General features: G+C 68.1%; 20 protein-coding genes. 10 read left to right on the top strand and 10 right to left on the bottom strand.

The features are described from left to right. Positions 1 to 44 precede the first annotated feature (44 nt). Positions 45 to 1,322, bottom strand: a complete 1,278-nt coding sequence (locus L0M17_RS02025; protein WP_241050757.1) for an MFS transporter — start codon at positions 1,320 to 1,322, stop codon at positions 45 to 47. 125 nt (positions 1,323 to 1,447) lie between these two features. After that, the gene (locus L0M17_RS02020) at positions 1,448 to 3,916 is read right to left on the bottom strand and encodes a beta-glucosidase (protein WP_241050755.1); all 2,469 of its coding nucleotides are present in this window, start codon (positions 3,914 to 3,916) and stop codon (positions 1,448 to 1,450) included. Between the two features lie 341 nt (positions 3,917 to 4,257). On the opposite strand from L0M17_RS02020, the gene L0M17_RS02015 reads away from it, so the two are divergent. The 3 genes from L0M17_RS02015 to L0M17_RS02005 are packed head-to-tail and all read left to right on the top strand — an operon-like array spanning position 4,258 to position 7,582. Continuing rightward, a complete protein-coding gene (locus L0M17_RS02015) occupies positions 4,258 to 4,929 on the top strand; it encodes a GntR family transcriptional regulator (RefSeq protein WP_241050753.1) in 672 nt (223 codons plus the stop codon). A 3-nt stretch (positions 4,930 to 4,932) separates the two neighbouring features. After that, positions 4,933 to 6,615 (top strand): ABC1 kinase family protein, encoded by a 1,683-nt coding sequence (locus L0M17_RS02010; protein WP_241050750.1) that lies wholly within the window; start codon positions 4,933 to 4,935, stop codon positions 6,613 to 6,615. 43 nt (positions 6,616 to 6,658) lie between these two features. Continuing rightward, complete coding sequence (locus L0M17_RS02005) at positions 6,659 to 7,582, top strand: MFS transporter (RefSeq protein WP_241050748.1); 924 nt, start codon at positions 6,659 to 6,661, stop codon at positions 7,580 to 7,582. Here L0M17_RS02005 and L0M17_RS02000 read toward each other — a convergent pair. The 5 genes from L0M17_RS02000 to L0M17_RS01980 all read right to left on the bottom strand — a co-directional run bounded on the left by L0M17_RS02000 (position 7,579) and on the right by L0M17_RS01980 (position 11,984). Continuing rightward, positions 7,579 to 8,205, bottom strand: coding sequence for a DUF305 domain-containing protein (locus L0M17_RS02000; protein WP_241050747.1), 627 nt, complete (start codon positions 8,203 to 8,205; stop codon positions 7,579 to 7,581). The two genes, L0M17_RS02005 and L0M17_RS02000, sit on opposite strands and share 4 nt — an antisense overlap. An 82-nt stretch (positions 8,206 to 8,287) precedes the next feature. Beyond that, a complete protein-coding gene (locus L0M17_RS01995) occupies positions 8,288 to 8,665 on the bottom strand; it encodes a DUF6153 family protein (protein WP_241050745.1) in 378 nt (125 codons plus the stop codon). Continuing rightward, positions 8,662 to 9,558 carry an SMP-30/gluconolactonase/LRE family protein gene (locus tag L0M17_RS01990; protein ID WP_241050742.1) on the bottom strand — a complete coding sequence of 299 codons (897 nt, stop codon included), beginning with the start codon at positions 9,556 to 9,558 and terminating at the stop codon, positions 8,662 to 8,664. The genes L0M17_RS01995 and L0M17_RS01990 overlap by 4 nt, the downstream gene beginning before the upstream one ends. A 120-nt stretch (positions 9,559 to 9,678) precedes the next feature. Continuing rightward, positions 9,679 to 11,013 carry an alpha-hydroxy acid oxidase gene (locus tag L0M17_RS01985; RefSeq protein ID WP_241050741.1) on the bottom strand — a complete coding sequence of 445 codons (1,335 nt, stop codon included), beginning with the start codon at positions 11,011 to 11,013 and terminating at the stop codon, positions 9,679 to 9,681. Continuing rightward, positions 11,010 to 11,984 carry a C-terminal binding protein gene (locus L0M17_RS01980; RefSeq protein ID WP_241050739.1) on the bottom strand — a complete coding sequence of 325 codons (975 nt, stop codon included), beginning with the start codon at positions 11,982 to 11,984 and terminating at the stop codon, positions 11,010 to 11,012. Before L0M17_RS01980 ends, L0M17_RS01985 begins: the two co-directional genes overlap by 4 nt. 301 nt (positions 11,985 to 12,285) lie before the next feature. On the opposite strand from L0M17_RS01980, the gene L0M17_RS01975 reads away from it, so the two are divergent. Both L0M17_RS01975 and L0M17_RS01970 read left to right on the top strand, forming a co-directional pair. Next, on the top strand, positions 12,286 to 12,687 hold the full coding sequence (locus L0M17_RS01975; protein ID WP_241050737.1) for a cytochrome c oxidase subunit 4: 402 nt from the start codon (positions 12,286 to 12,288) through the stop codon (positions 12,685 to 12,687). 118 nt (positions 12,688 to 12,805) lie between these two features. After that, a complete protein-coding gene (locus L0M17_RS01970) occupies positions 12,806 to 13,003 on the top strand; it encodes a hypothetical protein (RefSeq protein ID WP_241050735.1) in 198 nt (65 codons plus the stop codon). Between the two features lie 1,002 nt (positions 13,004 to 14,005). Here L0M17_RS01970 and L0M17_RS01965 read toward each other — a convergent pair. Then, positions 14,006 to 14,770, bottom strand: coding sequence for a dienelactone hydrolase family protein (locus L0M17_RS01965; RefSeq protein ID WP_241050734.1), 765 nt, complete (start codon positions 14,768 to 14,770; stop codon positions 14,006 to 14,008). Between the two features lie 116 nt (positions 14,771 to 14,886). On the opposite strand from L0M17_RS01965, the gene malQ reads away from it, so the two are divergent. Continuing rightward, positions 14,887 to 17,040, top strand: coding sequence for a 4-alpha-glucanotransferase (gene malQ / locus L0M17_RS01960; RefSeq protein ID WP_241050732.1), 2,154 nt, complete (start codon positions 14,887 to 14,889; stop codon positions 17,038 to 17,040). On the opposite strand, the gene L0M17_RS01955 is transcribed toward malQ, so the two are convergent. Then, a complete protein-coding gene (locus tag L0M17_RS01955) occupies positions 17,037 to 18,167 on the bottom strand; it encodes an AI-2E family transporter (RefSeq protein ID WP_241050730.1) in 1,131 nt (376 codons plus the stop codon). The genes malQ and L0M17_RS01955 overlap by 4 nt on opposite strands. A 318-nt stretch (positions 18,168 to 18,485) precedes the next feature. Here L0M17_RS01955 and L0M17_RS01950 point away from each other — a divergent pair, with 318 nt between their 5' ends. From L0M17_RS01950 to L0M17_RS01940, 3 genes are all read left to right on the top strand, one after another. Beyond that, positions 18,486 to 19,946 (top strand): sugar porter family MFS transporter, encoded by a 1,461-nt coding sequence (locus L0M17_RS01950; RefSeq protein ID WP_308196789.1) that lies wholly within the window; start codon positions 18,486 to 18,488, stop codon positions 19,944 to 19,946. Positions 19,947 to 20,065: 119 nt separating this feature from the next. After that, the gene (locus tag L0M17_RS01945) at positions 20,066 to 21,730 is read left to right on the top strand and encodes an MDR family MFS transporter (protein ID WP_372497979.1); all 1,665 of its coding nucleotides are present in this window, start codon (positions 20,066 to 20,068) and stop codon (positions 21,728 to 21,730) included. A 143-nt stretch (positions 21,731 to 21,873) separates the two neighbouring features. Next, the gene (locus L0M17_RS01940; protein ID WP_241050728.1) at positions 21,874 to 22,926 is read left to right on the top strand and encodes a hypothetical protein; all 1,053 of its coding nucleotides are present in this window, start codon (positions 21,874 to 21,876) and stop codon (positions 22,924 to 22,926) included. Between the two features lie 137 nt (positions 22,927 to 23,063). Here the strand turns inward: L0M17_RS01940 and L0M17_RS01935 are convergent, their stop codons facing one another. Further along, the gene (locus tag L0M17_RS01935; RefSeq protein ID WP_241050726.1) at positions 23,064 to 23,282 is read right to left on the bottom strand and encodes a hypothetical protein; all 219 of its coding nucleotides are present in this window, start codon (positions 23,280 to 23,282) and stop codon (positions 23,064 to 23,066) included. A 193-nt stretch (positions 23,283 to 23,475) separates the two neighbouring features. Here L0M17_RS01935 and L0M17_RS01930 point away from each other — a divergent pair, with 193 nt between their 5' ends. Beyond that, positions 23,476 to 24,996, top strand: a complete 1,521-nt coding sequence (locus tag L0M17_RS01930; RefSeq protein WP_241050724.1) for an amino acid permease — start codon at positions 23,476 to 23,478, stop codon at positions 24,994 to 24,996. Positions 24,997 to 25,360: the final 364 nt, after the last annotated feature.

Here is a 25,360-nt window from a genome sequence, read left to right as displayed (position 1 = left end):
AGGCGGGTCCTCCCGACGGCGCCCTTTGACCTGCTCCAGCCCGCTCAATTCACGCTGCGGATGCGGGTCACGAAGACGGCCCCGAGCAGGCCGATCACGGCCGCCGCCACGTAGAGCGAGATGTAGCCGCCCCAGTACGCGACGAAGGGATAGGCGATGAGCGGTGCGATGACCTGCGGGAGCGAGTTGGCGATGTTGATGACGCCGAGGTCCTTGCCGCGGTCGCTCGCCTTGGGGAGAACTTGGGTGATGAGGGCGAAGTCGACAGCCAGATACGTCCCGAAGCCGATGCCGAGCACGCACGCGCCCACGATCGCGCCCGGCCATACGGGAAAGAACCCGATGGTGAGCGAGGCGATCGCGATGATGATCGAGGAGCCGATGACGAGCGGCTTGCGGCGGCCAAGCCGGTCCGAGAGCTTCCCGCCGATCACGCTCGTGATGATGACGAACACCGCATAGAGGCCGGTGAGGATGAGGACGCCCGTCGCGGGGTCGAGGCCTTGCGTCTGCTTGAGCCGGACCTCATCGGTGAGGAAGAAGAGCAGATAGAGCGTCACCATGTGGTTTCCGATGTTGACGAGCAGGCGCGTGATCCAGGCCCACGCGAAGTCGGGGTGCTTTGCGGGGCTGACCCAGAATGACGCGAAGAAGCGGGCGAGCGAGAAGGGGCCCACAGCCGAGCGCGGAAGGGGATCGTCCGCCGCCGTCGTGAGATACAGGATGACGCCCAGCACGAGTGCCACCGCGCAGATTATGTAGCCGAGCGCGAAGCTCCCGGCGACGACAGCGGCGATCACCGCCCCGAGGAGGATTCCGGCCGTCTGGCCCATCGCGGCAAGACCGCCGACGATCCCTCGTTGCTCGATGGGCGCCCTGTCAGGAATGGCGGCGGTGATCGCCGCGTAGGCGCCGTTGCAGCCCGCCTGCACGAGGCACCACAGCGCGGTCGCGGCGGCGACGTTGGGCGCACCAGCGAGCCCGACGAGGGCGATCGTCCCGAGCACCGCGCCGACGAGGACCCATGGCCGACGGCGCCCGAAGCGGCCAGACGTGCGGTCGGAGAAAGCACCGAAGAGGGGATTCGCCACGAGGGCGACGGCGGCCCCCGCCCCCGTGATGAGGGCGAGGATCGCTTCCTTCTGGCTTGGGTCGAACGCCTGCGCTTGGAGGCCGAGGAGGACCTGGATGGGCCCGAAGAACGCAGCATTGATGCCGACGTTGACCAGGACGAGACCGGTGATCCAGAGGGGTCCGACTCGCCGTACGGGCTCGGCGAGCGCGGACTGGGGAACAGGCTGCGGTGAGGCGTCTGCACTCATGCGTGGCTCCCGACGGTCGTGGCCCCCTCGGCACAGAGGCGGCACCCGGACTCAGAGTAATCCGAGAACGTGACTTTCGAGCCCGAACGCCAAGCGCGCCTTGAGCCCGGGCATGAGACGTGAGGTCATCTCACCACGCTGCCGGCCCGAGTCCGCTCAGCAATCGAAGGGCCGACCTCGACCACAAACTCGCCCGGTTCCACTGTCCAGCTGTGACCCTCGGCGTCCCAGTGCTCGAAGGCGCGGGCAGGGATCGGGATCTCGACGCGGCGCGTCTCCCCTGGTTCGAGCGTCACTTTGGCGAAGGCTGCGAGCCAAGCAGCCGGACGTTCGAGGGCGGAGTCGGGGCGGGACACGTAGACCTGGACGACGTGGGCACCCGCACGGTGCCCTGTGTTTGTCACGCTCACGTTCACTGCATCCCCAGCAGTCTCGGGGTTCGAAAGGCTCCACGTCGTGTAGCCGAGTCCGTGGCCGAACGGGACTGCGGGCTGGATCTCGCGCCGCAGGTAGGCCTTGTAGCCGACATCGAGGCCTTCCTCGTACCCGACCGTCCCTTTGACGGGGACGTTCTCGGGCTGGACGATGCCGCCCGGCGCGGGCCACGTCGTCGGCAGGTGGCCACCGGGCTCGACGGCGCCCGTCAGGACATCCGCAAGCGCTGCACCCATCTGCTGCCCCGGGAACCACACGAGGAGCACCGCCTTGGCCTTCGCGAGCCACGGCATGAGAACCGGGGCGCCCGCGTTGACGACGACGACCGTGTTCGGGTTGGCGTCGATGACCGCCTCGATGAGTTCGTCCTGGCGCCCGGGGAGGCCGAGGGACTCGCGGTCGTAGCCTTCCGACTCCACCTCCTCGGTGGTGCCGACGACGACGACGGCGGCGTTCGAGGAGCGCGCGAGTTCGACGGCGGCGGCCATCTCCTCGTCGTCCGTCCCGTGGGGTTCTTCGAGATTGACGAGGGTCGCCCAGAAGTGGGCACCGGTCGTGGGGTCGGCGACGGCGGCGAAGGTCGTGGCCAGCAGGATCGATTCGCCTTCCGCGAGCTCGCGCTCAACGAGGAGCTGCGGCGGAAGCATGAGCGCCTCCACGATGTCGGCGCCTTCGCGAAGCCGCACGTCCTCGTCGGCGAGGATGTCGCCGTCGAGCGCGACGGTGATGCGCCCGACGCCCGAGGCGCCGAAGCGGTGGGTGCCGGGCTGTGCTGCAGTGACGCGCGTCGTCGTCCGTACCGTGGCGACCCGATCGGCGGGGATGCCGGGCGCGAAGTCTCCCATCCACACGAACTGCCCGATGCGGCGCTGCTCGCTCCCGAGGACCTTGCCCTCGGCATCGAGGAACTCGACGAGCAGGCCCTCGCCGGAGCCGTCTGGGAGCTGTGCCGCGGCTCCCTCGAGGACGCCGACCCGCTCCGTGGAGCGGACGCCGAGGGCTGTGCGCACCTTGGCGTTGGGAAGTGCCGCGGCGAGGGCTTCGGCCGGATGCACGACGTGCTTCGGCATGACCGATGCTGAACCGCCCCCGGCGACGCGGCCACGCACCGCATTCGGGCCCACGACGGCGAGCGAGGTCACGTCCGGAAGCGGGAGTACGGAATCGTTCTTGACCAGCACGAACCCCGCCGCCGCGGCCTCTCGGAGGAGGTCGTCCATCTCCTCCTCAGAGACCGGCTGGGCCTCTCTGCCCTCGAAACCCTCGACCGCACCGGTCCGCGCGGCGAGCCGGAACAGGCGGAGGAGCTTCTCGTCGACCTTCGTCTCGTCGACGTCGCCCGCGCGCACCGCATCCACGAGCGCCTGGCCCCACGGGGAAACGGGCCCAGGCATGGCAAGGTCGAGGCCTGCGTTCGCCGACTCGATGGTGGAGCGCGTCGCGAACCAATCGGACATGACGAGCGCGTCCGAGCCCCACTCGCCCTTGAGCACGTCGTCGAGGAGCGGTGACTCGGTCATGGCTGTTCCGTTGACCTTGTTGTAGGCGGCCATGTAGGACCACGGCTTCGCCTCTCGCTCGATGTGCTCGAACGGCGCGAGGTACAGCTCGCGGAGGGTGCGCTCGTCGACAATGTTGTCGACGCCCATGCGCTCCGTCTCCTGGTCGTTCGCGACGAAGTGCTTGACGCACGTGCCGACGCCCTGTCCCTGGACCCCGCGCACCCAGGCCGCCGCGATCGCGCCCGTCAGCAGCGGGTCCTCCGAGAAGCACTCGAAGTGGCGTCCGCCGACGGGCGTGCGGTGCAGGTTCACGGTCGGGGCCAGGATGACGTCGACGCCCTTGCGCCGGGCCTCGGCTCCCATCGCGTGACCGATCCGCTCCACGAGCTCGGGGTCCCACGTCGCTGCGATGGCTGTGGGCGAGGGGCCGTTGGCGGACCAGTCGCGGTCATCCCAGGTCTCGCCGCGCACACCGACGGGGCCGTCCGAGACGACGAAACGGCGTAGCCCGGCCTTCGGCTCGGCCTCAATGGACCAGAACGAACTGCCCGTGAGGAGGCGGACCTTCTCCTCGAGGTTCAAGCAGCCAATGCGCTCGCGGAGGTCCGCTTCGCTCGGCTGCTTCCGGGACTCGCGTTCATCGAGGATGTCGGTCATGGGAGGCCTTTCACTTGCGGTTGATCGCTGAGGGATCCTCGACGGTGCCACGCCACGGTGACGGCAAAGCCAAGGGTCGGGAGCGGACCTCGACTAACACTGTGTCAGTGTAAGTCCATACCGCCCGGCCCCCTTGGGGTGGGTTTATTGTTCGTCCGGGAGCGTCGCCCAAGAGGCCGTGACGCGAGTGCGCAGGTTGCATCCGAAGACGTACGTTTCTTCTCAGGGCGCAGGTTTGAACGCCCCCAAACGTGCGTTCTCGCGGAAAACCTGCGCCTTCGCGCCAAACCTCCGCTCTCGGCTCAGCGCCCCTCGACCGCGGCACCGGTATTGTCTCCCTCATGGAGACCCCTGTGCAGGCCGCCCCCGAGGAGGCGTTTGCGAACCACGTCTACCAGCTCATCCTCGAGGACATCGTCGCTGGACGGCTTGCCCCGGGGCAGCGCCTCCGCGAGCGGGAGCTCTCAGAACAGCACCGCGTCTCGCGCATCCCCGTGCGGGAGGCCCTGCACCGGCTCGAGCAGGATGGGTTCATCGTCACCGCACCGCGCCGGGGCGCCGTCGTCCGCCAGCTGACGCTCACCGACGTCGAGGAGCTCTTCGACCTCCGCGTGATCCTCGAATCGTTCGCAGCCCGCCGCGCCGCGGAGCGCGTCGCTGCAGGGGCCGACGGCGGCCGGCTGAGCGAGCTGCTCAAGCTCGCCAAAGAGGCAACGGCAGCGGGCGACGACGAGCTGGCCTCTGACCTCAACACGGAATTCCACGCGGAAATCGTCAACGTCGCCGGCCACCGCCTCCTGGCCCGTTCCCTCCGGCCGCTCCAAGGCTTGACTCGATGGATCTTCGGCTTGGGCGTGAGCCGGCCGGTCGAGCTCAACACGATCGAGCACGACGAGCTGCGAGAAGCCATCCTCGCCGGCCGGACCCAACTCGCAGAATCGCTCGCCGCGTCGCATATCGAACTGGGCCGCCAACCCGTCATTGACGGCCTGGCCGGAAGACTCCCGGAGTAGAGCATGGCCTTCGGAATCTCCGGCTCCCGCGCCGCCCGCTACGCCCAGATCGGCGAAGTCCTGACCCGCCACGGCCTCGGGCACCTTCTCCACGCCACCGGCCTCGGCCGCTGGTCCCCCACGAACCTGCTCGGCGACGCTGTTGACGCGACGGCCGGCGGCCCCGAGCACCTGCGCCTCGCCCTCGAGGAGCTCGGGCCGACGTTCATGAAGCTCGGGCAGATCCTCTCCACCCGCCCCGACCTCGTGCCGGAGGCGTATCAGGCAGAGCTCGCGAAGCTCCAGGACGCGGTGCCGCCCGTCCCCGCAGAGGATATCCGCGCCGTCGTCCGCGAGGAGCTGGGCGTCGACGTGGAGGAGGCCTTCGCGACGTTCGACGACGAAGCGATCGCGAGCGCGTCCATCGGCCAGGTCCACGGTGCGCGCCTCGCGGACGGGACGCGCGTGGTCGTCAAGGTCCGGAAGCCGGGTGCGGTGGACCGCATCCGCGAGGATCTCGAGATCCTGCGGAACCTCGCCTCGTCGGCGAGCCGCCAGTGGTCCGCGGCGGCCGACTACAACCTCGTCGGCCTCGTCGAGCAGTTCGGCCGCACGATCCTCGCGGAACTCGACTACCTCCAGGAGGCCCGCAACGCCGAGCGCTTTGCGGCGAACTTCGCCGAGGATCCCCACATCCGGATTCCGCGCGTCTTCTGGGAGACCACGACATCGCGCATGCTCACGCTCGAGCGGGTCGAGGGGCTCAAGATCAACGACGTCGAAGGATTGGACGCCGCTGGCTTCGATCGTTCCTCGCTCGCGCTCAACGCTGCCAGCGCCCTCGCCCAGATGGTCTTCCAGGACGCCTTCTTCCATGCGGATCCGCACCCGGGCAACATGTTCGTGCAGACCGATGGCGCGATCGCGCTCATCGATTTCGGCATGATCGGGGAGATCGATGCCCGGCTCCACGATCAGCTGAGCCGCCTGCTCCTCGCCGTCGCCCGCAAGGACGCTCGACGGCTCGCGCGCACGCTGCTCGACATGTCAGCGGGGAGCCACGAGGCCGATCTCCCGGACCTGGCCGACGACGTTGCCGACTTCATCTCGCTCTACGACCGGGTGGATCTGCAGGACGTCGACACGGCCCGGCTTGTGCAGCGGCTGCTAACGGTGGTGCGGACGCACCGGCTTCAGCTGCCGGAGGAGATCGCCGTCATCTCCAAGATGCTGGTCATGGCCGAAGGCCTTGGCCGAGTCCTCGACCCGAGCTTCCGACTCAGCCAGGCGCTCCAGCCCTACGTGGTCGACCTGTTCATTGAGCGGCACTCGCCCCAGGCGATCCTCGAGGGGCTCAAGGACGCGGGGCTGGGCGCGATGGACCTCGTCGAGGATCTCCCGCACCTCGTCGACGGGCTCGTGCGGATCGTCGATTCGGGTGGTTTCGAGGTGCGCCTCCGCGCTGCCGAGCTCGAGCCGCTCCTCATCCGCGCGGAGAAGATCGGCGACCGCGTGGTGGCGGGCGTGATCACGGCGGCGTTCATCCGTGGTGTCGGAGAACTCGTCTCCATCGATCGCGAGCGGTGGACGGGGTGGCGCGCACCGTTCATGCGGACCGGGCTCACGGCCCTCGGCGGCCTCGGCGGCTACCTCGCGTGGAGCGCGGCGAAACGACGGCGGCGAAGTCACAACCTGCCGCGCCGCTAGTCATTTTCCGAATAGTGAGACGAAAATGCTCACCTAGTGGACATTGGAGCACGATGGCCGTGGCGGAAGGGGCGCGGCATGGACGGCATGGCCAAGGGAGCGAATCGGGAGACCCGCGGCCAGCAGCAACGCGGCGAGTGGGCGCGTCGTCGTCGGCTGGTTCCCGCGGAGCCGCCGGGGGCTGGCCATGGGGATCCGGCAGATGGCCCAGCCGCTCGGCGTGACCGTCGCGGCGCTCACTGTCCCGTGGATCGCTGCGGGGCACGGGACGAGCGCAGCGCTGATCCTCCCGCTCGTGTTCAACGCTGTGCTCGCTGTCCTCTGCGGCCTCGGACTCGTCAATCCGCCGCGGACCCCCAGCCGCGGCGGCTCCGCGAGCGGGCCGAACCCGTATCGCGCGGGCTCGTTCCTCTTGCGCATCCATGCTGTCTCGGTGCTCCTCGTGGTCCCGCAGTTCACTCTCTCGACGTTCGGGCTCGTGTGGCTCATCGCCGACGTCGGTCTCGACAGCGTCTCGGCAGGCGCGGCTGTGAGCATCGCGCAGGTCGTGGGAGCGTTCGGGCGCATCGCGGTCGGCGTGTGGAGCGATCGCCTCGGGAGCCGGGTGCGGCTCCTCCGCTGGGTCGCGGTCGCGGCCGCCGTGACCATGGGTTTGGCGGCCGCGACCGACGTCGCGTCCCTGCGGGCCGCCGCTGTGGCGGCGTTCGTGATCGCCACCATTGTCAGCGTCGCGGACAACGGCCTCGCGTTCACGTCCGTCGCCGAGGCGGCGGGACCGCGCTGGTCGGGCAAGGCGCTCGGGGCGCAAAACACCGGGCAGTTCATCGCGGCGTCGGGCGTTGGACCCGCGGTGGGCGCCCTCGTCACCGTCCTCGGCTACCCCCTTGCGTTCTGCCTCGTCGCGGCGGCACCGCTCGCGGCGATCCCGCTGGTTCCCCCGCGGGACGTGCATGCAGAGCAGTGCTAGGGCTGCGCGAGGATCGCTTTCATCTCCTCGATCTCCCTGCTCTGGGACGCCACGATCGCCGAAGCCATCCCAACGGCGCCGCCATCTTGCCCTTCCTGCGTCTCCGTGCGCGCCATCTCGACGGCGCCCTCGTGGTGGGCGATCATCTGCGTGAGGAACAGCTTCGATGCCTTGGCCGGTTCGGCCGAACGGAGCTGGCCGAGGTCCTCGTCCTTCATCATTCCGCTCATCGCCTCGCCCGCACCATGGCCGGGCATGCTCTCAGGCTGGCCCCACGCGGCGAGCCAGTCCTTGAGCGTGGCGATCTCGGGAGCCTGCGCGGCCCTGATCTGTTGGGCTAGGGCGACGACCCGTGGGTCGAGCCCCGGCTTCGCGAGGACGATCTCGCTCATCTGCACCGCCTGCTCGTGGTGCGGGATCATCATCTGCGCGAACATCCCGTCGGCGCTGTTGAATCCGGCCGAGGCACTCGGCATCGAGTGCCCGCTATGGATGTCGGCCGTGGCCGTCGACGCCGGCGTCGCGGCGGGTGCCCCGCACCCCGCGAGCGCGAGCGCGCCCACCGCGAGGAGCGTCAAGCCGAGCGGACGACGGCGGGCATGGGTGTGCTGAAGTGTGGTCATGGTCTTCCTGTCGATGAGAAATGTCGGGAACGCGCGAGCGCGGCCAAGGCGCTGTTGGATCGATGGCCGCGGCGGGCTCGGCCTACGTTCGGCTGATCGACAGGTCGTGAAGCTCAGGTGCGGGAGAGGCGCCCAGGCGATCCGGGCGGGGTGCGACAGACCCCGCGGGTCCCGTCAGGACTGCGTCCGAGCGCAGAAGGACGACGGCGGCGGGCACTGTGGGCGCTTGGGCCCCCGGTGCGGGGATGCAGTCAGAGGAATGGGCGGCGCCGGAAGGTGGGCAGCCGGGGTGGCAGGCGTCGTCGTCCATTCCGGAGCTAGAGCTGTGCCCGGCAGCGAAGTGGTCGGCAGCGGCCTGTCCGGGAGCCGCAGCGGGCTCGACCGCGTGCGCGGCCAGGGCGTGCATACCCAGAAGCCCCAACACTAGGGGCAGCACGAGCAGCGCGAGCACGGCCCTCATCTGGCGCGGCGGGCCTGGACAGCGTCGCGGGTGGCGGTTCGCAGGCGGTACAGGCTCGTGGTGGCGGTGATGTAGAGATCGTGCCCGTCCGGGCCGCCGAAGCACACGTTGGAGACCGTCTCGGGCAGCTCCGTCTCGGCGAGGAGTGTGCCGTCCGGTGAGTAGACGCGCACCGACGGGCCGGCCGAGGTCCAGACCCGTCCCTCGACGTCCACGCGGAACCCGTCCGAAGGGTGCCCGTCGTCGAACTGCACGAAAGTTCGGCCGTTACGGCACGCGCCGTCGACGATGTCATAGACGGCGATGCGGAACGGAACGTTGTGGCGCAGTCCGGCGGTGTCCGCGACGTAGAGCAGCGATTCGTCGGGCGAGAAGGCGAGGCCGTTGGGATGCACGAGGTCTGTCACCACGGGGGTGAGGTCCTCTCCCCCAGACCCGCAGCGGAAGACGTAGCAGGCGCCGTACTCCTGTTCCCCCTCATGGCCCTCGTTTGTCCCAGGGAGAATGCCGTAGGGCGGATCGGTGAACCAGATAGTGCCGTCTCGTGCGACGACCACGTCGTTCGGCGAATTGAGACGCTTGCCCTCGAAGGAATCGACGATGGCGACAACGTCGCCGTCGCGGTCCCGCTCGACCCGACGCCGCCCGTGGCTGCACTGCACGACGCTCCCATCGGCGTCGAGAGTGCGGCCGTTGGTGAACTCCACCTCCGTCGCGTAGTCCCGCACCTTGCCCGTGACCGGATCGAACTCGAGGATGCGGTTGTTGGGGATATCGCTCCAGCGGACGGTCTGCGACGACGGGACCCAGACGGGGCCCTCGGCCCACACGGTCCCGGTGAATAGGAGCTCGAGTGGGCCCATGAGGCCATCGACTGGCGGTTCTGCGCGCATAACTCCCCTGCCTTCGAAGAACGGGTCAGTTGCATCGACCCTAACCGACGCGCGGCACGCCTCTGCGTCTCCCGCCGCGAAACCCTCAGTGGCCGCCCCTGTCCCGCCTCGCCGGAGAGGTCAGCCCCGCGTTCGCACGTGACGCGACGCGATCTGCGAGGTCTCCTTGAGCCCAAGCAGCTGCAGCGCGCGCCGGTACTCGGTCTGCAGAATCTCGACCGCCCGCTGGACGCCGCGCTCGCCGCCGGCCATGAGGCCGTACAGGTAGGCGCGGCCGATCATCACGGCGTCCGCACCGCGCGCGATCGCCGCAACGATGTCCTGCCCGTTGCGTACGCCGCTGTCGAGCAGCAGGGTCGCATCGCTTCCGACGGCCTCCCGGACTGCGGGAAGGACGTCGAGCGTCGCCGGCGTCCGGTCGAGCTGCCGGCCGCCATGGTTCGAGACGACGACGCCGTCAGCGCCGAGCTCGACGACGCGCGCAGCATCCTGCGGGTTCGTGATGCCCTTGACGAGGAGATTGTGCGGCCAGGCCTTGCGCAGCCACTCGAGATCCTCGTAGTTGAGCCCCGGATCGAACAGCATGGCAGCGACGTCTGCCGACGTCCCCGGGTAGTCACGGAGCAGCGCAAAGTTGATCGGCGCCGTCGTGAGCTTGTTGAACCACCAGTACGGGAAGCGAGACATGTCGAGGAATGTCTTCACCGTCAGCGACGGCGGGATCGTCAGGCCGTTGCGGGTGTCCTTGTGCCGGCCGCCGGCTACGGCCGTGTCGACCGTGAGGATGACGGTCTTGCAGCCCGCGTCGAGGGCCCGGCCCACCATCTCCTCGTTGAGCGCCTCGTTGTTCGTGAGATAGAGCTGGAACCAGTTCTGCCCGTTCGGGGCGGCGTCCCGCACCTCTTCGATCGTCGTGGTGCCGACCGTCGAGAGCGAGTACGGGAGGTTGCTGCGCTCAGCGACGCGGGCGACGGCGGCCTCACCCTCGTGGTGCATCATGCGGGTGTAGCCCGTGGGTGCGAAGACGAGCGGGAAGGCGATGCGCTCGCCGAACAGCTCGGTCGAGAGGTCGGGCTCGGCCACCGAGTTGAGGGTCTCCGGCACGAACTCGACGTCACGGAACGCCGCGAGGTTGCGCTGGGCTGTGATCTCGAACTCGGCCGCACCGTCGACGTAGTCGAAGACCGCGCGCGGCGTGGTCCGGCGGCCGATCTTGCGCAGGTCCCCGATCGTGAGCGCACCCTCGAGGCGACGCCGAACCGGGTCCAGGACGGGGGCACGGAACTGGAGGAGCTCGCGCACCTCGGAGATCTTGGGCAGCTGGCGGCGCACCGCGACGCGCGCGTCGGGAGCCTGCACAGCCGGGGCGCTGCCCGGCTTGTGGCTCACCTCAGGCCGAGCGCCTGTTCCGGCCTTGGGTGCGGCCGGCGTTGTGTTCGGGCTCATCGTCGTCATGCCAATACCTCCGGGTTCACGATGTTCCTGGGCTTCCGTCCGGCCAGCACGTCCGCGACGTTCTGCGCCGTCCTCTGTTTGAGCTCGACCTGCGACTCCTCGCTGTACCAGGCAGCGTGGGGCGTGAGCACGGTGTTGGGGACATCGAACAGCGGGCTGTCCTTCGGCAGCGGCTCCTCCTCGAAGACGTCGAGCCCGGCGGCACGGATGCCGCCCGAGCGCAGCGCCTCGATCAACGCCTCCGTGTCGACGACGCCGCCCCGGCACGTGTTGACGAGGATGGCGCCCGGCTTCATGGCGGCGAGGACGTCGGCATTGATGAGGTGGCGCGTGTGGGCATTGAGGGGCACGTGGAGCGAGATGACGTCCGCGCGGCTGATCAGCTCGTCGAAGCTCACGACGGCGGTGCCTTCCGCCGTCGTCGTCCCCGGCTCATAGACGGGGTCGAAGCCGACGGTCTCGTAGCCCACGCCGCGCGCCTTGCGCGCGGTTGCGGCGCCGATGAGACCGAGCCCGACGACGCCGAAGACCCGACCGGCAACGCGGTGCAGCGGCTGGACCGGTGCGAGCGAGTAGTTGCCGCGGCGCACCTCGCGGTCGAGACCCACGACGCCGCGCGCGAGGCTCAGCGCGAGGGCGATCGCATGGTCGCTCACGTCTTCAGTGCCGTAATCGGGGACGTTGCAGACAGCGACTCCGGCGTCGGTGGCCGCCTCGAGATCGACGGTGTCCACGCCGACGCCGTAGCGGGCAACGACCTTGAGGCCTGGCAGCGCTTTGAAGACGGCGCGCGTGATGGGTGCGTACTGCACGATCAGGGCGTCGGCTCCCTCGCCGGCGCGGATGACGTCGTCCTCAGTGCGGCAGTCGGTCCGCACCAGTTCGAACCCCTCGGCGGCGCTGACCGCCTCTTCCTCCGCCAGCGACGGCTGGTCCAAGTCGGTTACGACGACTCGGGGCTTCCGATCCACGGCGCACTCCTTCCTTACTTGCTGGGTTTTACCCGTGCCGGCAGTGCACGGACATCCCAACCAAACCTTCAAATCCTATATCGAATATCCGATAGGTTTTGCTCGGGTGACCTCCTTGCGCCTCGGCAATGGTGGAGGCTTCCAGCGCACATGCAGAGCCTGCACCGCGTTGAGGACGGTCCCGAATTGCAGCGGGAGAATTCGTGCCGGGGGCTTCCTTATCTGGCACCCGAGGTGCCTAATCTGGCATGGCGGTGCGGCCCACTCCGACCGCGCCGCGAGGCCTCTTGGAGGAGCGGTCATGAAGATAGAGTCCCTGCTTTTCGGAGCGATCTTCGTCTTCTTGCTCATCGTGGGGTTCATCTACGCCCTCATGACCCACTTCGCGGAATTCGCCGGCGGCGTGCCGCTCGCTCTCGTGGCCGGGCTCGCCCTCATGATCACGACCTACCTCTGGGTCACCGGAAGGCGGGTTGGCCCCCGGCCGGAGGACCGCCAGGACGCCGAGATCCACGAGGGCGCGGGCGATCAGGGGTTCTTCAGCCCCTGGAGCTGGTGGCCCATCTCGCTCGGAGCCGCCTGCGCGATATCGGTGCTCGGCGTGGCCATAGCGTTCTGGCTCGTCCCGATCGGCGCGGCCTTCGCCATCATCGGCCTTCTGGGGTGGGTGTTCGAATACAGCCGCGGCGACCACAGCCACTGAGGCCACCGCCCGCTGCCGTCGAGGCCGGCCTTTTCTTCGACCCAGTTCGCGACGTACTCTTGCGATTACGCAATCATTGCGAAACGACCTCAACGACAGCAGAAGGGAACCACCTTCGATGCCCGAGCTTCCAGAGCAGTACGCCGCGTACCTCGCGGACAAGGACCCCGCCTTCGTCGAGACTGTGCGGCCGATACTCGAGCAGTCCGCCGCGGGTCAGAGGCACGGAGTGCACGTCCGCTTCACGGGCGGAAGCGTGCAGGCACTCGTCGATGAGAACAATCCCTATGGGACTATCACCGAAGGCCTGGACTGAGCGCGTGGCTCACTGATCTAGCTGGCGCGCCACCGCCTCCGCCACCCGGCGACAGAGCCGACGCGTATCCAGCCCTTCCTCTACGATCTCGTCCACCGCGCCGGCAGCGAACGGCTCCCCAGCCGTGATCCGCTGCCGCTCTGCGACTTCGGCGGCACGGGACGGCTCCCCATGCACGATCACGCTCGCTCCCTCCGCCGAAACTCGGTCCTCGGGCGAAACTGCGCCCAACCGGCGAAACTCCTGCCAACCGGCGGCTCTATTCCGGGCCGATCGACGAAACTGCTGCCAACCGGCGAAACTCCGACGAGGAAGGGGGTCGGCCGCAAAAGAGGGGGTACCAACCGGCTCCCCTGCGGCCACCCGGCGGACCTGCGGCGAGCCGGCGGATCCGCTCCGGCCAAGCGGCGAGACTGCACCCAACCGGCGGCTCTGTTCCGGGCCGATCGGCGAAACTGCGCCCAACCGGCGAAACTGCGTCGAGGAAGGGGGTCGGCCGCAAAAGAGGGGGCACCAACCGGCTCCCCCACGGCCAACCGGCGGACCTGCGGCGAGCCGGCGGATCCGCTCCGGCCAAGCGGCGAGACTGCACCCAACCGGCGGCTCTGTTCCGGGCCGATCGGCGAAACTGCGCCCAACCGGCGAAGCTGCGTCGAGGAAGGGGGTCGGCCGCAAAAGAGGGGGCACCAACCGGCTCCCCCACGGCCAACCGGCGGATCTGCGCGAACACCGGCGGATCTGACGCGAGCACTCGGCGGATCTGCACCAGACCGGCCGATCTGACGCGAGCACTCGGCGGATCTGCACCAGACCGGCGGATCTGCAGCGAGCACTCGGCGGATCTGCAGCGAGCCGGCGGATTTGCTCCGGCCAACCGGCGCCCCTGCGGCCAACCGGCGAATCAGCAGCCAACTGCCGGAGGGTCCGCCCGAGAGGCCCTATGCAACGACAGGACCGGTGGACGAATCCGCCGGTCCTGCCTTGGGTTTGCGGGGCTTCTGGTTAGCCTTGGGGAAGGGTCCGCTCGAACAGCGCGAACAGTTCCTTCCAGTGGCGCTCCGCAGCGTCACGGTTGTACGAGGCGGTGTCCGCCTGGGTGTAGCCGTGGCTCGCGCCCTCGTAGACCTCGGCCCGGAACCGCACACCGGCGTCCGTGAACGCCTTGTTGAGCCGATCGATCTGCTCCGGCGGGAGAGAGTGGTCGTGGTCGGCGTGTCCGAAGTAGAGCTCGGCCTTGATGCGGTCGGCCACGAGGTGGGGGCTGTCGGCGTCGTCGGTCGCGAGGTTGCCGCCGTGGAAGCCGCCTACGGCCGCTACCCGATCGGGGAAAGCGCCTGCGGTGCGGAGCGCGAGGCGCGCACCCATGCAGTAGCCCGTGACGCCGACGGGTCCCTCCGTGACCTCGGGCCGGTCGGCGAGCCACGCGAGGTACGCCTCGGCGTCGCTCACAGCGCGCTCGGACGTCAGCTCACGCATGACGGGGCCGATCTGCTCGAAGATGCCCGTCCGCTGCGAGGTGTCGATGAATTCGGGAAGGTCGAAGACCGGAGCTGGCCCGCTGCGGTAGAAGACGTTCGGCACGAGGACCGCATAGCCCGCCTTGGCAAGGCGGTCGGCCATGGCCTCGAGGTGCGGACGGAGCCCGAACGCGTCCATGTAGAGGAGCACGCCCGGGTGCGCCGCGCCGTCGTCGGGATGGGTGAAGTAGGCGTCGGCGACGCCGTCGGCGGTAGAAATCTCTACCTTGGTGCTGTTCAGGGAAGTCACAGACCGACACGGTACTCCCTCTTCCTAGTGAGGACTTCCCAGCAGTGCCCTCCCGAACCCGCCCTCCCGAGCCGGCCTTCCTAGTTGCACGCCGGACCGCAGCCTAGAGTGGGGCCATGGCCGGAACCGAGCAGATCCAGCACGACCGTACCGACACTCTCCTTCGCGAACTGGCCTCTGCCCACCGCGTTGCCACCTCCTTCTGGGGCTTCGACGGCCAAGAGCGCGCCGTCTCGTCCCAGACCCTGCGCAAGGTCCTCACCGCGCTCGGCGTCCCGGCGAACACCTCCGAGGAGGTCGAAACCTCCCTTGCCGACGCCTCGCTCGAGCCATGGCGCCGGCTCCTGCCGCCCGTCGTCGTCGTCCGTGAACGCCAGGAAAGCCGCGTCCCGCTGCATGTCCCCCACGGCAGCGCGCTCCGAGTGTGGATTTCGGCGGAGGACGGCCGCCGCTTCGATGTCGCGCAGACGGATGACTGGGAGTCGCCGCGAGAGGTCGACGGCGTCCTGACCGGCCGCGCGACATTCAGCCTCCCGCTCGGCCTCCCGCTGGGATGGCACACCCTGTATGCGGAGAACGAGGGCCGGGTCTCGGAGTGCCCGCTCGTCGTGACGCCCGCGCGGCTCGCGACGACCGACCGGCTGCAAGACAGCCGCAGTTGGGGACTCATGGCCCAGCTCTACTCCGTTCGGTCGTCCCGCTCGTGGGGCATCGGGGACTTCGCCGACCTCAACGATCTGGGCGCGATCTCCGGGGCTGAGGGCGCGAGCTTCGTCCTCGTCAACCCGCTGCATGCGGCCGAGCCAAAGCCTCCCGTCGAGGATTCGCCGTACCTTCCGGCCACACGCCGGTTCTTCAATCCGCTCTATGTGCGTATCGAGGACATTCCCGAGTACGGCTATCTCGAGCCCGCAGCACGCGAGGAGATCGAACGGCTCGCGGACCGCCTCCACCCGGCCAACCGGGCCGCCGACCTGCTCGACCGGGCCACGAGCTTCGACGCGAAGCTCGCCGCGCTCAGGCTCGTCTTCGCCGTCCCGCGGAGCCCCTCTCGGGAGCGGCAGTACGAGCGTTTCCGAGCCGAGCTGGGCCGTGGCCTCGACGACTTCTCACTCTGGTGTTCACTGGCCGAGACGCTGCCGCCGTCGTCCGCGGAGTGGGCCGCGGCGTCGTCGCCCTCCTCGCGCCGCGCCGATGAGTTGCGGGAGGAGCTCGCGGACCGCATCGAATTCCACCGTTGGCTCCAATGGATCTGCGACGAGCAGCTCGAGCGGGCGCAGCGGAGCGCGAAGCAGGCCGGCATGGAGATCGGCATTGTCCACGACCTCGCCGTGGGGGTGAAGCTGGACGGCGCGGACGCGTGGATGCTCTCCGACGTCCTGGCCAAGGGAGTGACGGTGGGCGCCCCTCCGGACGTCTTCAATCAGCAGGGGCAGAACTGGAACCAGCCGCCCTGGCACCCGGCGCGGCTCGCGGCGGCCGGCTACGCGCCGTACCGCGATATGCTCCGCACGATCCTCCGCCACGCAGGCGGCATCCGGGTGGACCACATCCTGGGCCTCTTCCGCCTGTGGTGGATCCCCGAGGGCGGCGGCCCTGAGGAAGGCACGTACGTCTACTACGACCATGAGGCCCTCATCGGGATCCTCGCCCTCGAGGCGCAGCGCGCGGGCGCGATTGTCGTGGGCGAGGATCTGGGTGTGTTCGAGCCGTGGGTTCGCGACTACCTTTCCGAACGGGTCATCTTCGGCACGTCCATTCTGTGGTTCGAGCACGACGACGGCGGCCCGCTTGCGCCGGAGCAGTACCGGCGGGCTTGCCTCACGAGCGTCAACACCCACGACCTGCCCCCGACGGCGGGCTACCTCGCCGGGGAGCACGTGAAGCTGCGCGAATCGCTCGGCCTCCTCCGCCGGCCGGTCGAGGAGGAGCGGGCTGCCGACGCGGCTGAACGGGAGGCAGTCCTCGCGCGTGTCCGCGAGCGCGGGCTCTTGCCGCCCCTGGAGTCCGAGGCGGGCGTCCAGCGGACGGTCGAGGCCCTCTACGCGTTCACGGCCCTCACGCCATCGGCCCTGCTCGGCATCGCGCTCGTCGACGCTGTCGGCGAGCGGCGCACCCAGAACCAGCCAGGCACCGAGAACGAGTATCCGAACTGGCGGATCCCGCTCGCCGGTCCGGACGGCGAGGCGATCCTGCTCGACGAGCTCCCCCGGAACGAACGCTTCGGCTCATTGCTCAAGACGGTGCGGGAGGCTCTGGGCGAACGTTAAGCGGCCTGAATCTCGTCCCGCCCTCTCCACGTCTTGATGATCGTCCAGCCGACAGCCGTGACGGGAACGGCGAGCAGAGCGCCGACGATCCCGGCCAGCATCGTGCCGGCCGCGAGCGAGAGGACGATGGCGAGGCCGTGGATGCTGAGGACGCGGCCCATGAACGCCGGCTGGAGGACGTGGTGCTCGAGTTGGTTCACGGCGATGATCACCGCGAGCACGACGACCGCGGCGACGGGTCCGTTCGAGACCAGCGCGACGACGACGGCGAGGAACCCGGCGACGGTGGCGCCCACGATCGGGATGAAGCCGCCGATGAAGACGAACACGGCGAGCGGCACGGCGAGCGGGACATGCAGGATGAGCAGCGCGACGCCGACGATCACGGCGTCGGTCAGCGCTACGAGCGCGGTGCCGCGCACATAGCCGCCGAGGACGCGGGCGCTGCGTTCGAGGGCGCGGTGCGCGGTGGCCTGGTGCGCGGATGGCATGAAGCCGACGAAGAAGCCGCGGATCTTGGGGCCGTCCTTGAGAAAGAAGAACAGGATGACCACCATGAGCACAACGCCGGCAAAGATCTCGCCCACGGCCTTGGCCCCGCTCAGCGCTTCGGCGCCGATGCTGCCGTTGGTGAAGAACCGCTGGATCGAGTCGCGGGCGCTGTTGAGCTGGGCGTCGCTCACCTTGACAGGTCCGTTGTTGAGGAGGTCATGGAGCTGCTGGATCCCGTTCGTGAACCGCACGGCGAGCTCCCTCGCCTGAGCCCTAATCAGGTAGACGACCCCGGTGACCACGCCGCCGAAGACCACGAGGATTGCGAGGAAGGACGCAGCGACAGCGAGCGCCTGCGGCCAGTGGCGGCGGGCGAGCAAGTGCACGAGCGGCGAGATCGCCGACGCGAGGATGAGCGCGAGCGTCACCGGGATGAGGACGAGCGGCACCCGCGTGATCGCCCAGAGGACGACGACGACGAGCGCCGCGACCGCGAGCGCCTGGACTGAGCGGATGCTCGCCTTCCCCAGACCGTCAGTCCAGAGGGTTGCGAGACTCGGGCGCGGGGGCGTGTTCTCTGAGATGTGCGAGGTGGTCTGCGGAACGGACGGGACGGACGGGGTTGGCTGCGGCATTGTCGTGCCTTTCAGCTAGGGAATTGCGTTCTAGCTACCCGGTGGGAGGCCGAACCATGCATCGCGACGCCGCCGCGCTTGAAGGGGCGCACCACGAGGGACGTCCGACGGCGGGACCGGACGGGCGTGAGGGGGCGGGCATAGACCTCGCCGATGACGGACTCTGTCACAGAAAGGACACTTCTGTTCCCCGTGGTGGTGCCCGGATACGAGGAGTGGCAGACTGGCACGGCGCTCTGCGCGCCCGCTGGTGGGTCCAGCGCGCACACCTGTTCGTCCAGGCAGGTGCAAGGTGAACATGCGAAGGCAGGGCCCACTGTGGTGCAGGAACCTCAAGAACACGCCGTCGTCTCGTCGGCGCCGAAGGCCTCTCACGGGAAAGTCGTCGGTTTGGCTGTTGCGGGAGCTGTCGGCGGATTCCTCTTCGGCTTCGATTCTTCGGTCGTCAACGGCGCCGTCGACGCCATTCAGGGGAGCTTCTCGCTCTCCCACGCCGTCACTGGCTTTGCCGTGGCTGTCGCACTGCTGGGCTGCGCCGTCGGCTCCTGGCTCGCCGGCGCCGTCGGCGACCGCTTCGGGCGAATCCCCGCGATGAAGCTCGGGGCGCTCCTCTTCCTCGCAAGCGCCATTGGCACCGGCTTCTCTGTGGGGCTGTGGGACCTCATCGCCTGGCGGCTCGTCGGAGGCCTCGGCATCGGCCTCGCGTCGGTCATCGCGCCGGCGTACATCTCGGAGATCTCGCCGCGGCAGATGCGTGGCCGCCTCGCTTCCCTCCAACAGCTCGCCATCACGACCGGCATCTTCGCCGCACTCCTGAGCGACGCCCTTCTCGCCAACGGGGCGGGCGGCGCTACGCACACGCTGTGGTTCGGCGTCGACGCGTGGCGGTGGATGTTCATCGCAGGCGCGGTGCCCGCCGTCGTCTACGGCTGGATCGCCTTCGTCCTCCCGGAGTCGCCGCGCTTCCTCGTGCTCCGCGGCAATGACGAGGGCGCCCGCAATGTCTTCCGGTCGATCGCCCCCGACGACGACATCGAGCGCGAGATCCGCGACATCCGGCAGGCCATCGAGGAGGATCAGCTCTCCGAACGTCGAGGCGCCCTCCGGGGCCACGCCTTCGGACTCAAGCCGGTCCTGTGGGTCGGGATTGCGCTTTCGGTGTTCCAGCAGTTCGTCGGGATCAACGTGATCTTCTACTACTCGACCACGTTGTGGAAGTCGGTCGGCTTCCGCGAGGAGGATTCGCTCACCATCTCAGTGGTCACCTCGATCACGAACATCCTCGTCACGCTCATCGCGATCGCGCTCGTGGATCGCGTGGGCCGCCGTCCGATCCTCCTCGTCGGGTCCATCGGCATGGCCGTCTCGCTCGGGACCATGGCCCTCGCGTTCTCCACAGCCAGCCTCGTCAATGGCGAGCCTGCCCTCTCAGGAGCTTGGGGTCCCATCGCACTGGTAGCCGCCAACGTGTTCGTGGTGTGCTTCGGCGCCTCGTGGGGCCCGCTCGTGTGGGTTCTGCTCGGCGAGATCTTCCCGCCGTCGATCCGCGCGCGCGGTCTCGGCATCGCGGCCGCCGCACAGTGGATCGCGAACTTCCTCATCACGGTCTCGTTCCCGCCCATGGCCGCGTGGTCGCTCCCGATCACCTACGGGATGTACGCCCTGTTCGCCGCACTCTCGTTCTTCTTCGTGCTCGCGAAGGTTCCGGAGACGAACGGCATGTCGCTCGAGCAGGCGGAAACCCTCTTCGTGCGGCCCGGAAAAGCCACCTCGAACTAATTTTCCGGAAATTCGGGAAGAGAATCAGCCGCACGATGGTTACGGTTCGCAACGATGTTCCTGCGCTTCCTTTCCCTCTCTCCTCCTGCTGATTCCCTTCTCCTCTTCGGGAGCACTCCGTGTCCCACGCCGCATCGTCCGCCGCCGCCCCAGGAGCACTCAGCCGCCGCCAGATCACCGGCGTCATGGTCGGGCTCATGCTGGGCATGTTCCTCGCCTCGCTCGACCAGACAATCGTCGCGACGTCCATCTACACCATCGCCAACAATCTGGACGGCCTGAGCCTCCAAGCGTGGGCGACCACTGCCTACCTCATCACCTCGACGGTCAGCACACCGCTCTACGGCAAGCTGTCGGACATCTTCGGCCGTCGCCCCCTCTATATCGCCGCCATCGCGATCTTCCTCGGCGGATCGATCTTCTCCGGTTCGGTTCACTCGATGAACGAACTCGCCGTCGCGCGCGGCATCCAAGGCCTCGGCGCCGGCGGCCTTATGGCCCTCGCGCTCGCCATCATCGGCGACATCGTCCCGCTCGAGGAGCGCGCGAAGTTCCAGGGCTACTTCATGTCGGTGTTCGGCGTTTCCTCGGTGCTTGGCCCCGTCGTCGGCGGCGCGTTCGCGGGGGCCAACCAGATCCTCTGGATCACCGGGTGGCGCTGGGTGTTCTACGTCAACATCCCCGTCGGCGTCGCGGCCCTCATCACCGTCTTCCTCTTCCTACATCTGCCCACCCGGCACGCGCGCCAGCGCATCGACTATCTGGGCGCTGCGGCGATCACGATCGGCCTCGTGCCCCTGCTCCTCGTGGCCGAGCAGGGACGCGGCTGGGGCTGGACTTCCGTGAATTCCTTCGCGTGCTACATCGTGGGCGCAATCGGCCTCGCCGCCTTCGTGCTGTTCGAGAAGCGCGCCGGGGACCATGCCCTTATCCCGCTGCGCCTGTTCAAGAACCCGCAGTTCAGCCTCTCGGCACTCTTGAACTTCATCATCGGCATCGGGATGTTCGGCGCGATTGCCATGCTCCCGCTGTACCTCCAGCTCGTGCAGGGGCTGACCCCGACCGAGGCCGGCCTGCTCATGATCACGTTCACCGTCGGCATCATGACCGCGTCCATCACAGCTGGGCGGACTATTTCGCGGACCTCCAAGTTCAAAATCTGGCCAGTCCTCGGAACGCTCCTACTGGCCGGCTCCTCGACCACGATGGGGTTCGCCCTCACGGCCGACTCGCCCCTGTGGGTGCCCGCTGCCATCGCCGTTTTCTTCGGCATGGGTCTCGGGTGCTGCATGCAGCCCCTCGTGCTCGCCATGCAGACCTCGGTTCCGCTCAAGGACATGGGGGTCGGCACCTCGACCGCGGCCTTCTTCCGATCGATGGGCGGTGCGCTCGGCACCGCCGTCTTCATCTCGATGCTGTTCAGCCTCGCCGCGGACAAAGTGACCTCGGCAATGAAGACGGCTGTGACGCAGCCCGACTTCCTCAAGACGCTTCACGACCCCGCAGTCTTGGCGGACCCAGCCAACAAGCCGCTCTTCGACCTCTTGAAGGGCGGCACCTCGGGTGGCGGCCTCGGCGCTGACAACCTCAACGACACGAGCTGGCTCTCCAAGGCGAACTCAGTGCTCACCCATCCGATCAAGGACGGCTTCTCGCAGTCGGTGGACGTCGTAATGCTTACGGCAGCAGGCCTCATGGTCGTGGCGTTCCTCATCACGCTGGCCCTCCCCAATGCGAAACTCCAGGACCCGAAGGCGGCGTTCAAGGAGCCCGCCACCGCCTAGGCCGCGGCCTTCGCGATCGCTTTCCCAGCTTGCTCCCACGTGGAGTCCACCGCAGGTTCACCCTTGCGCCATCCTCCGGCAAGGGATTGGGCGAACTCTTCCCTTGGGTGGGGGACGGATTGCGACCAATCACGGAGGACCACATGAACATCTCCCGCAGAACCCTCTTGCCTGCTGCCGCCTTCACCGCGAGCGCGGCGCTTGCCTTGACAGCGACTCCAGCCTTCGCTGCCCCGGCCCCCGCTCAACCGGCATCGGCCTTCACCGTCAAGGCCTTTCCGGCTCAGTCGGGTGAATCCGTCCCGGACGACATCACACGCCTCGGCGACAGCATCTACGTCGCGTACCAGAACGGCGTGGGCCCGATGGGCGAGGCCTCGACGAGCGGGGCCACCGCGAGCACGATCCAGCAGTACTCCCTCGATGGCAAGCCGGGAGGAACCTGGAGCATCCCGGGACGCATCGACGGGATGGGGGCTGATGCGGCGGGCCACCGCCTGCTCGTCACCACGAACGAGGATGGCAACTCGTCCTTCCACACGGTCACCCCCGAGGAGGGCGCCCGCGGCGTCAGCGACTTCTCGTACTCCGGTATCACGCACGGCGGCGGCACCGACGCCGTCACGATCTACGAAGGCAAGATCTTCGTCTCGGCATCCAACCCGGCAGACAGCACGGGGCCCGCCGTCTACGAGGTCACGCTCTCGGGTTCGACTGCGGCCCTGACCCCCGTATTCGCCGACGACGCCAAGGCAGTCCTCGCCAACGGCCCCCAAGCCGGAACCTCCACCGCGCTAGCCCTCACGGACCCGGATTCGAGCACCGTCGTCCCGCCGCAGAGCGCCCGCTTTGCCAACGACTTCCTGCTCGACTCCCAGGGTGATCAGCAGCTGGTCTTCGCCAAGCACTCCGGCACGCCGCAGGAGCAGCTCCAGGTCCTCAACCTCACTTCTCCGGTCGACGACACGGCTTTCGCCACGCAGTCGCACCGCGAGCTGTGGATCACGGACCCGGACCACAACACCGTGTACGCCGTTGACGGAGACTTCCGTTCCGGCGAGGCGATCACGTCCGTGACCCCTGATACCGGCGCGGACTACCTCGCCTCCGTGAACCTCTCCGACGGTTCGCTCACCCCGATCCCCCAGCTCGCAGAGATCCACCCGAAGGGACTGCTCTTCACGGCTTCCCGCTGATGCGGCATCCGCGCGAGCGGAACCGGAATGAGAAGACCGGACAAGAACGACGGCGCGCGGCCCCTTCCGCTGGAAGGGTCCGCGCGCCGTCGTGCTTCTGCAGGTGAGGCGGCCGCTGGGGGGTCGGTCGTCTCGACTCAGGCGATGCGCTGGTGCGTCATCCCGAAGGGGACGCTCATGTCGTGGGCCACGGTGAACTGACCGGCGGCCTCGCGAGTCACGAGGATCCCGCAGCAGGGGTTCGCGACAGCTGTCTGCTGAAGCGTCTCAATTGCGGTGCCCAGTGCGGCGTCGATCTCATGGGCATGGTCGACGACGACGCTCAGGCTGTGATGGTGGTGCACATCGGGGGACATGCGCACCCTCCTTCCGAGTCAAGAGTTGTGTTTCAGATCGTCCAGTCTAGGGTAAGCCTGCTGGCTCTTCGCAAGTACCTTGCCGAATCTTCGGCAGGTTGCATGCTCTTTGAGCCGTACAGGTAGCGGTAATGTACATAGAAACCTGTTACGGGAATCACATTTCCAGCTATCACGAGAAGGCCTTCGCACTATGAGCAAGATCACACCTGAAAAAGGTGCTTCAGAGGGGCTGAACCGCGGCCTCTCCAACCGCCATATCCAACTCTTGGCGATCGGGGGCGCCATCGGCACGGGCCTGTTTATGGGGTCGGGCAAGACCATCTCCGTCGCGGGGCCCTCGGTGATCTTCGTCTACATGGTCATCGGTTTCATGCTGTTCTTCGTCATGCGGGCCATGGGCGAGCTCCTCCTGAGCAACCTCAACTACAAGACCTTCAGCGACTTCGCGGGAGACCTCCTCGGGCCCTGGGCCGCCTTCTTCACGGGGTGGACCTACTGGTTCTGCTGGGTCGTGACAGGGGTTGCCGACGTGGTCGCGATCGCCGGCTACGCGGACACCCTGTGGCCCGGCATCCCGCTGTGGATCCCCGGACTCGCAACGATCCTCATCCTCCTCGCCCTCAACCTGCCCACCGTCAAGGCCTTCGGCGAGGTCGAGTTCTGGTTCGCACTCATCAAGATCGTGGCCATTCTCGCGCTCATCGTGACGGGCCTCATCATGATCTTCTCCGGCTTCACGTCCGCCGCGGGCACGGCCTCGTTCACGAACCTCTGGCAGCATGGTGGCCTGTTCCCGAAGGAGTTCATGGGTTTCGTGGCCGGCTTCCAGATCGCGGTCTTCGCGTTCGTCGGCATCGAACTCGTCGGCACGGCAGCGGCGGAGACCAAGAGCCCGGAGAGGAACCTCCCCAAGGCGATCAACGCAATTCCCATCCGCGTAGGCCTGTTCTACGTCGGGGCGCTCATCATCCTCATGTCCGTCACCCCGTGGACCGAGTTCCACGCCGGCCACTCGCCGTTCATCGGAATGTTCTCCCTCGCAGGCCTCGGCGCCGCCGCGACCCTCGTGAACCTCGTCGTCCTGACCTCGGCGATGTCCAGCGCGAACTCGGGCATCTACTCGACGTCCCGGATGGTGTACGGACTCGCCCAAGAGGGCGACGCGCCATCAGTGTTCGGGCGCCTCTCCTCGCGCAAGGTTCCCCAGAACGCGCTGTTCCTTTCCTGCATTCTGCTGCTCTCCGGCGTCGTGCTCCTCTACGCGGGCAAGGACATCGGCACGGCCTTCGACATGGTGACCACTGTCTCCGCCGTGTGCTTCATGTTTGTGTGGTCAGTGATCCTCGCGAGCTACCTCGTGTTCCGGAAGCGCCGCCCCGAACTGCACGAGGCCTCGAGCTACAAGATGCCCGGCGGACCCGTGATGGTGTGGGTCGTCTACGCGTTCTTCGCGTTCCTCGTGTGGGCCCTCACGACCCAGCCCGACACTCTCATCGCGCTCCTCGTGACCCCGATCTGGTTCGCGATCCTCTGCGTCGCGTGGCTCGTGCTGCGCCGCTCGCCACTGCACCAGGCACGAATCGCCGCCCACGCGGGCACGCTTCGCGACGAGCGCAGGGAGCGCTGGGAGCAGGGGCAGCGTGAGGAGCGGCGGCAGCGTGAGGAGCGCGAGGAGGACGTGGAGCGCGGAGAGGACGTCCCCACCCCCTAGACGTTTCGGGTACACCAACTCTCCTCCCTGACCATCTCGGGTACACCAACCCCCTACCCCGACCATCTCGGGTACACATACTCGCTCCCCCCACCATCTCGGGTACACCACCCCCCCCACCCCGACCATCTCGGGTACACCTACTCGCTCCGACCTCGCCCCCTCTAAAGCGGCGAACCGGCGGAACTGGATCGGGGAAGGGGGCTGGCCGCAAAGGAGGGGGTGGCCACCCCCGAAAGTCCGGCCAACCGGCGGAACTGAGACGGGGAAGGGGGTCCGCCGCAAAGACGCCGACCACTACCCACCACCCCCGCCGCTGACCGCCGCCAGCCCCCACCGACGTCCACCACCTCGCCCCTCCAAA

This window comes from Sinomonas terrae (genome assembly GCF_022539255.1).
Taxonomy (GTDB): Bacteria; Actinomycetota; Actinomycetes; order Actinomycetales; family Micrococcaceae; genus Sinomonas; species Sinomonas terrae.
Note: the sequence above shows the minus strand (reverse complement) of the source record. Positions and strands in the feature narration are given on the sequence as shown.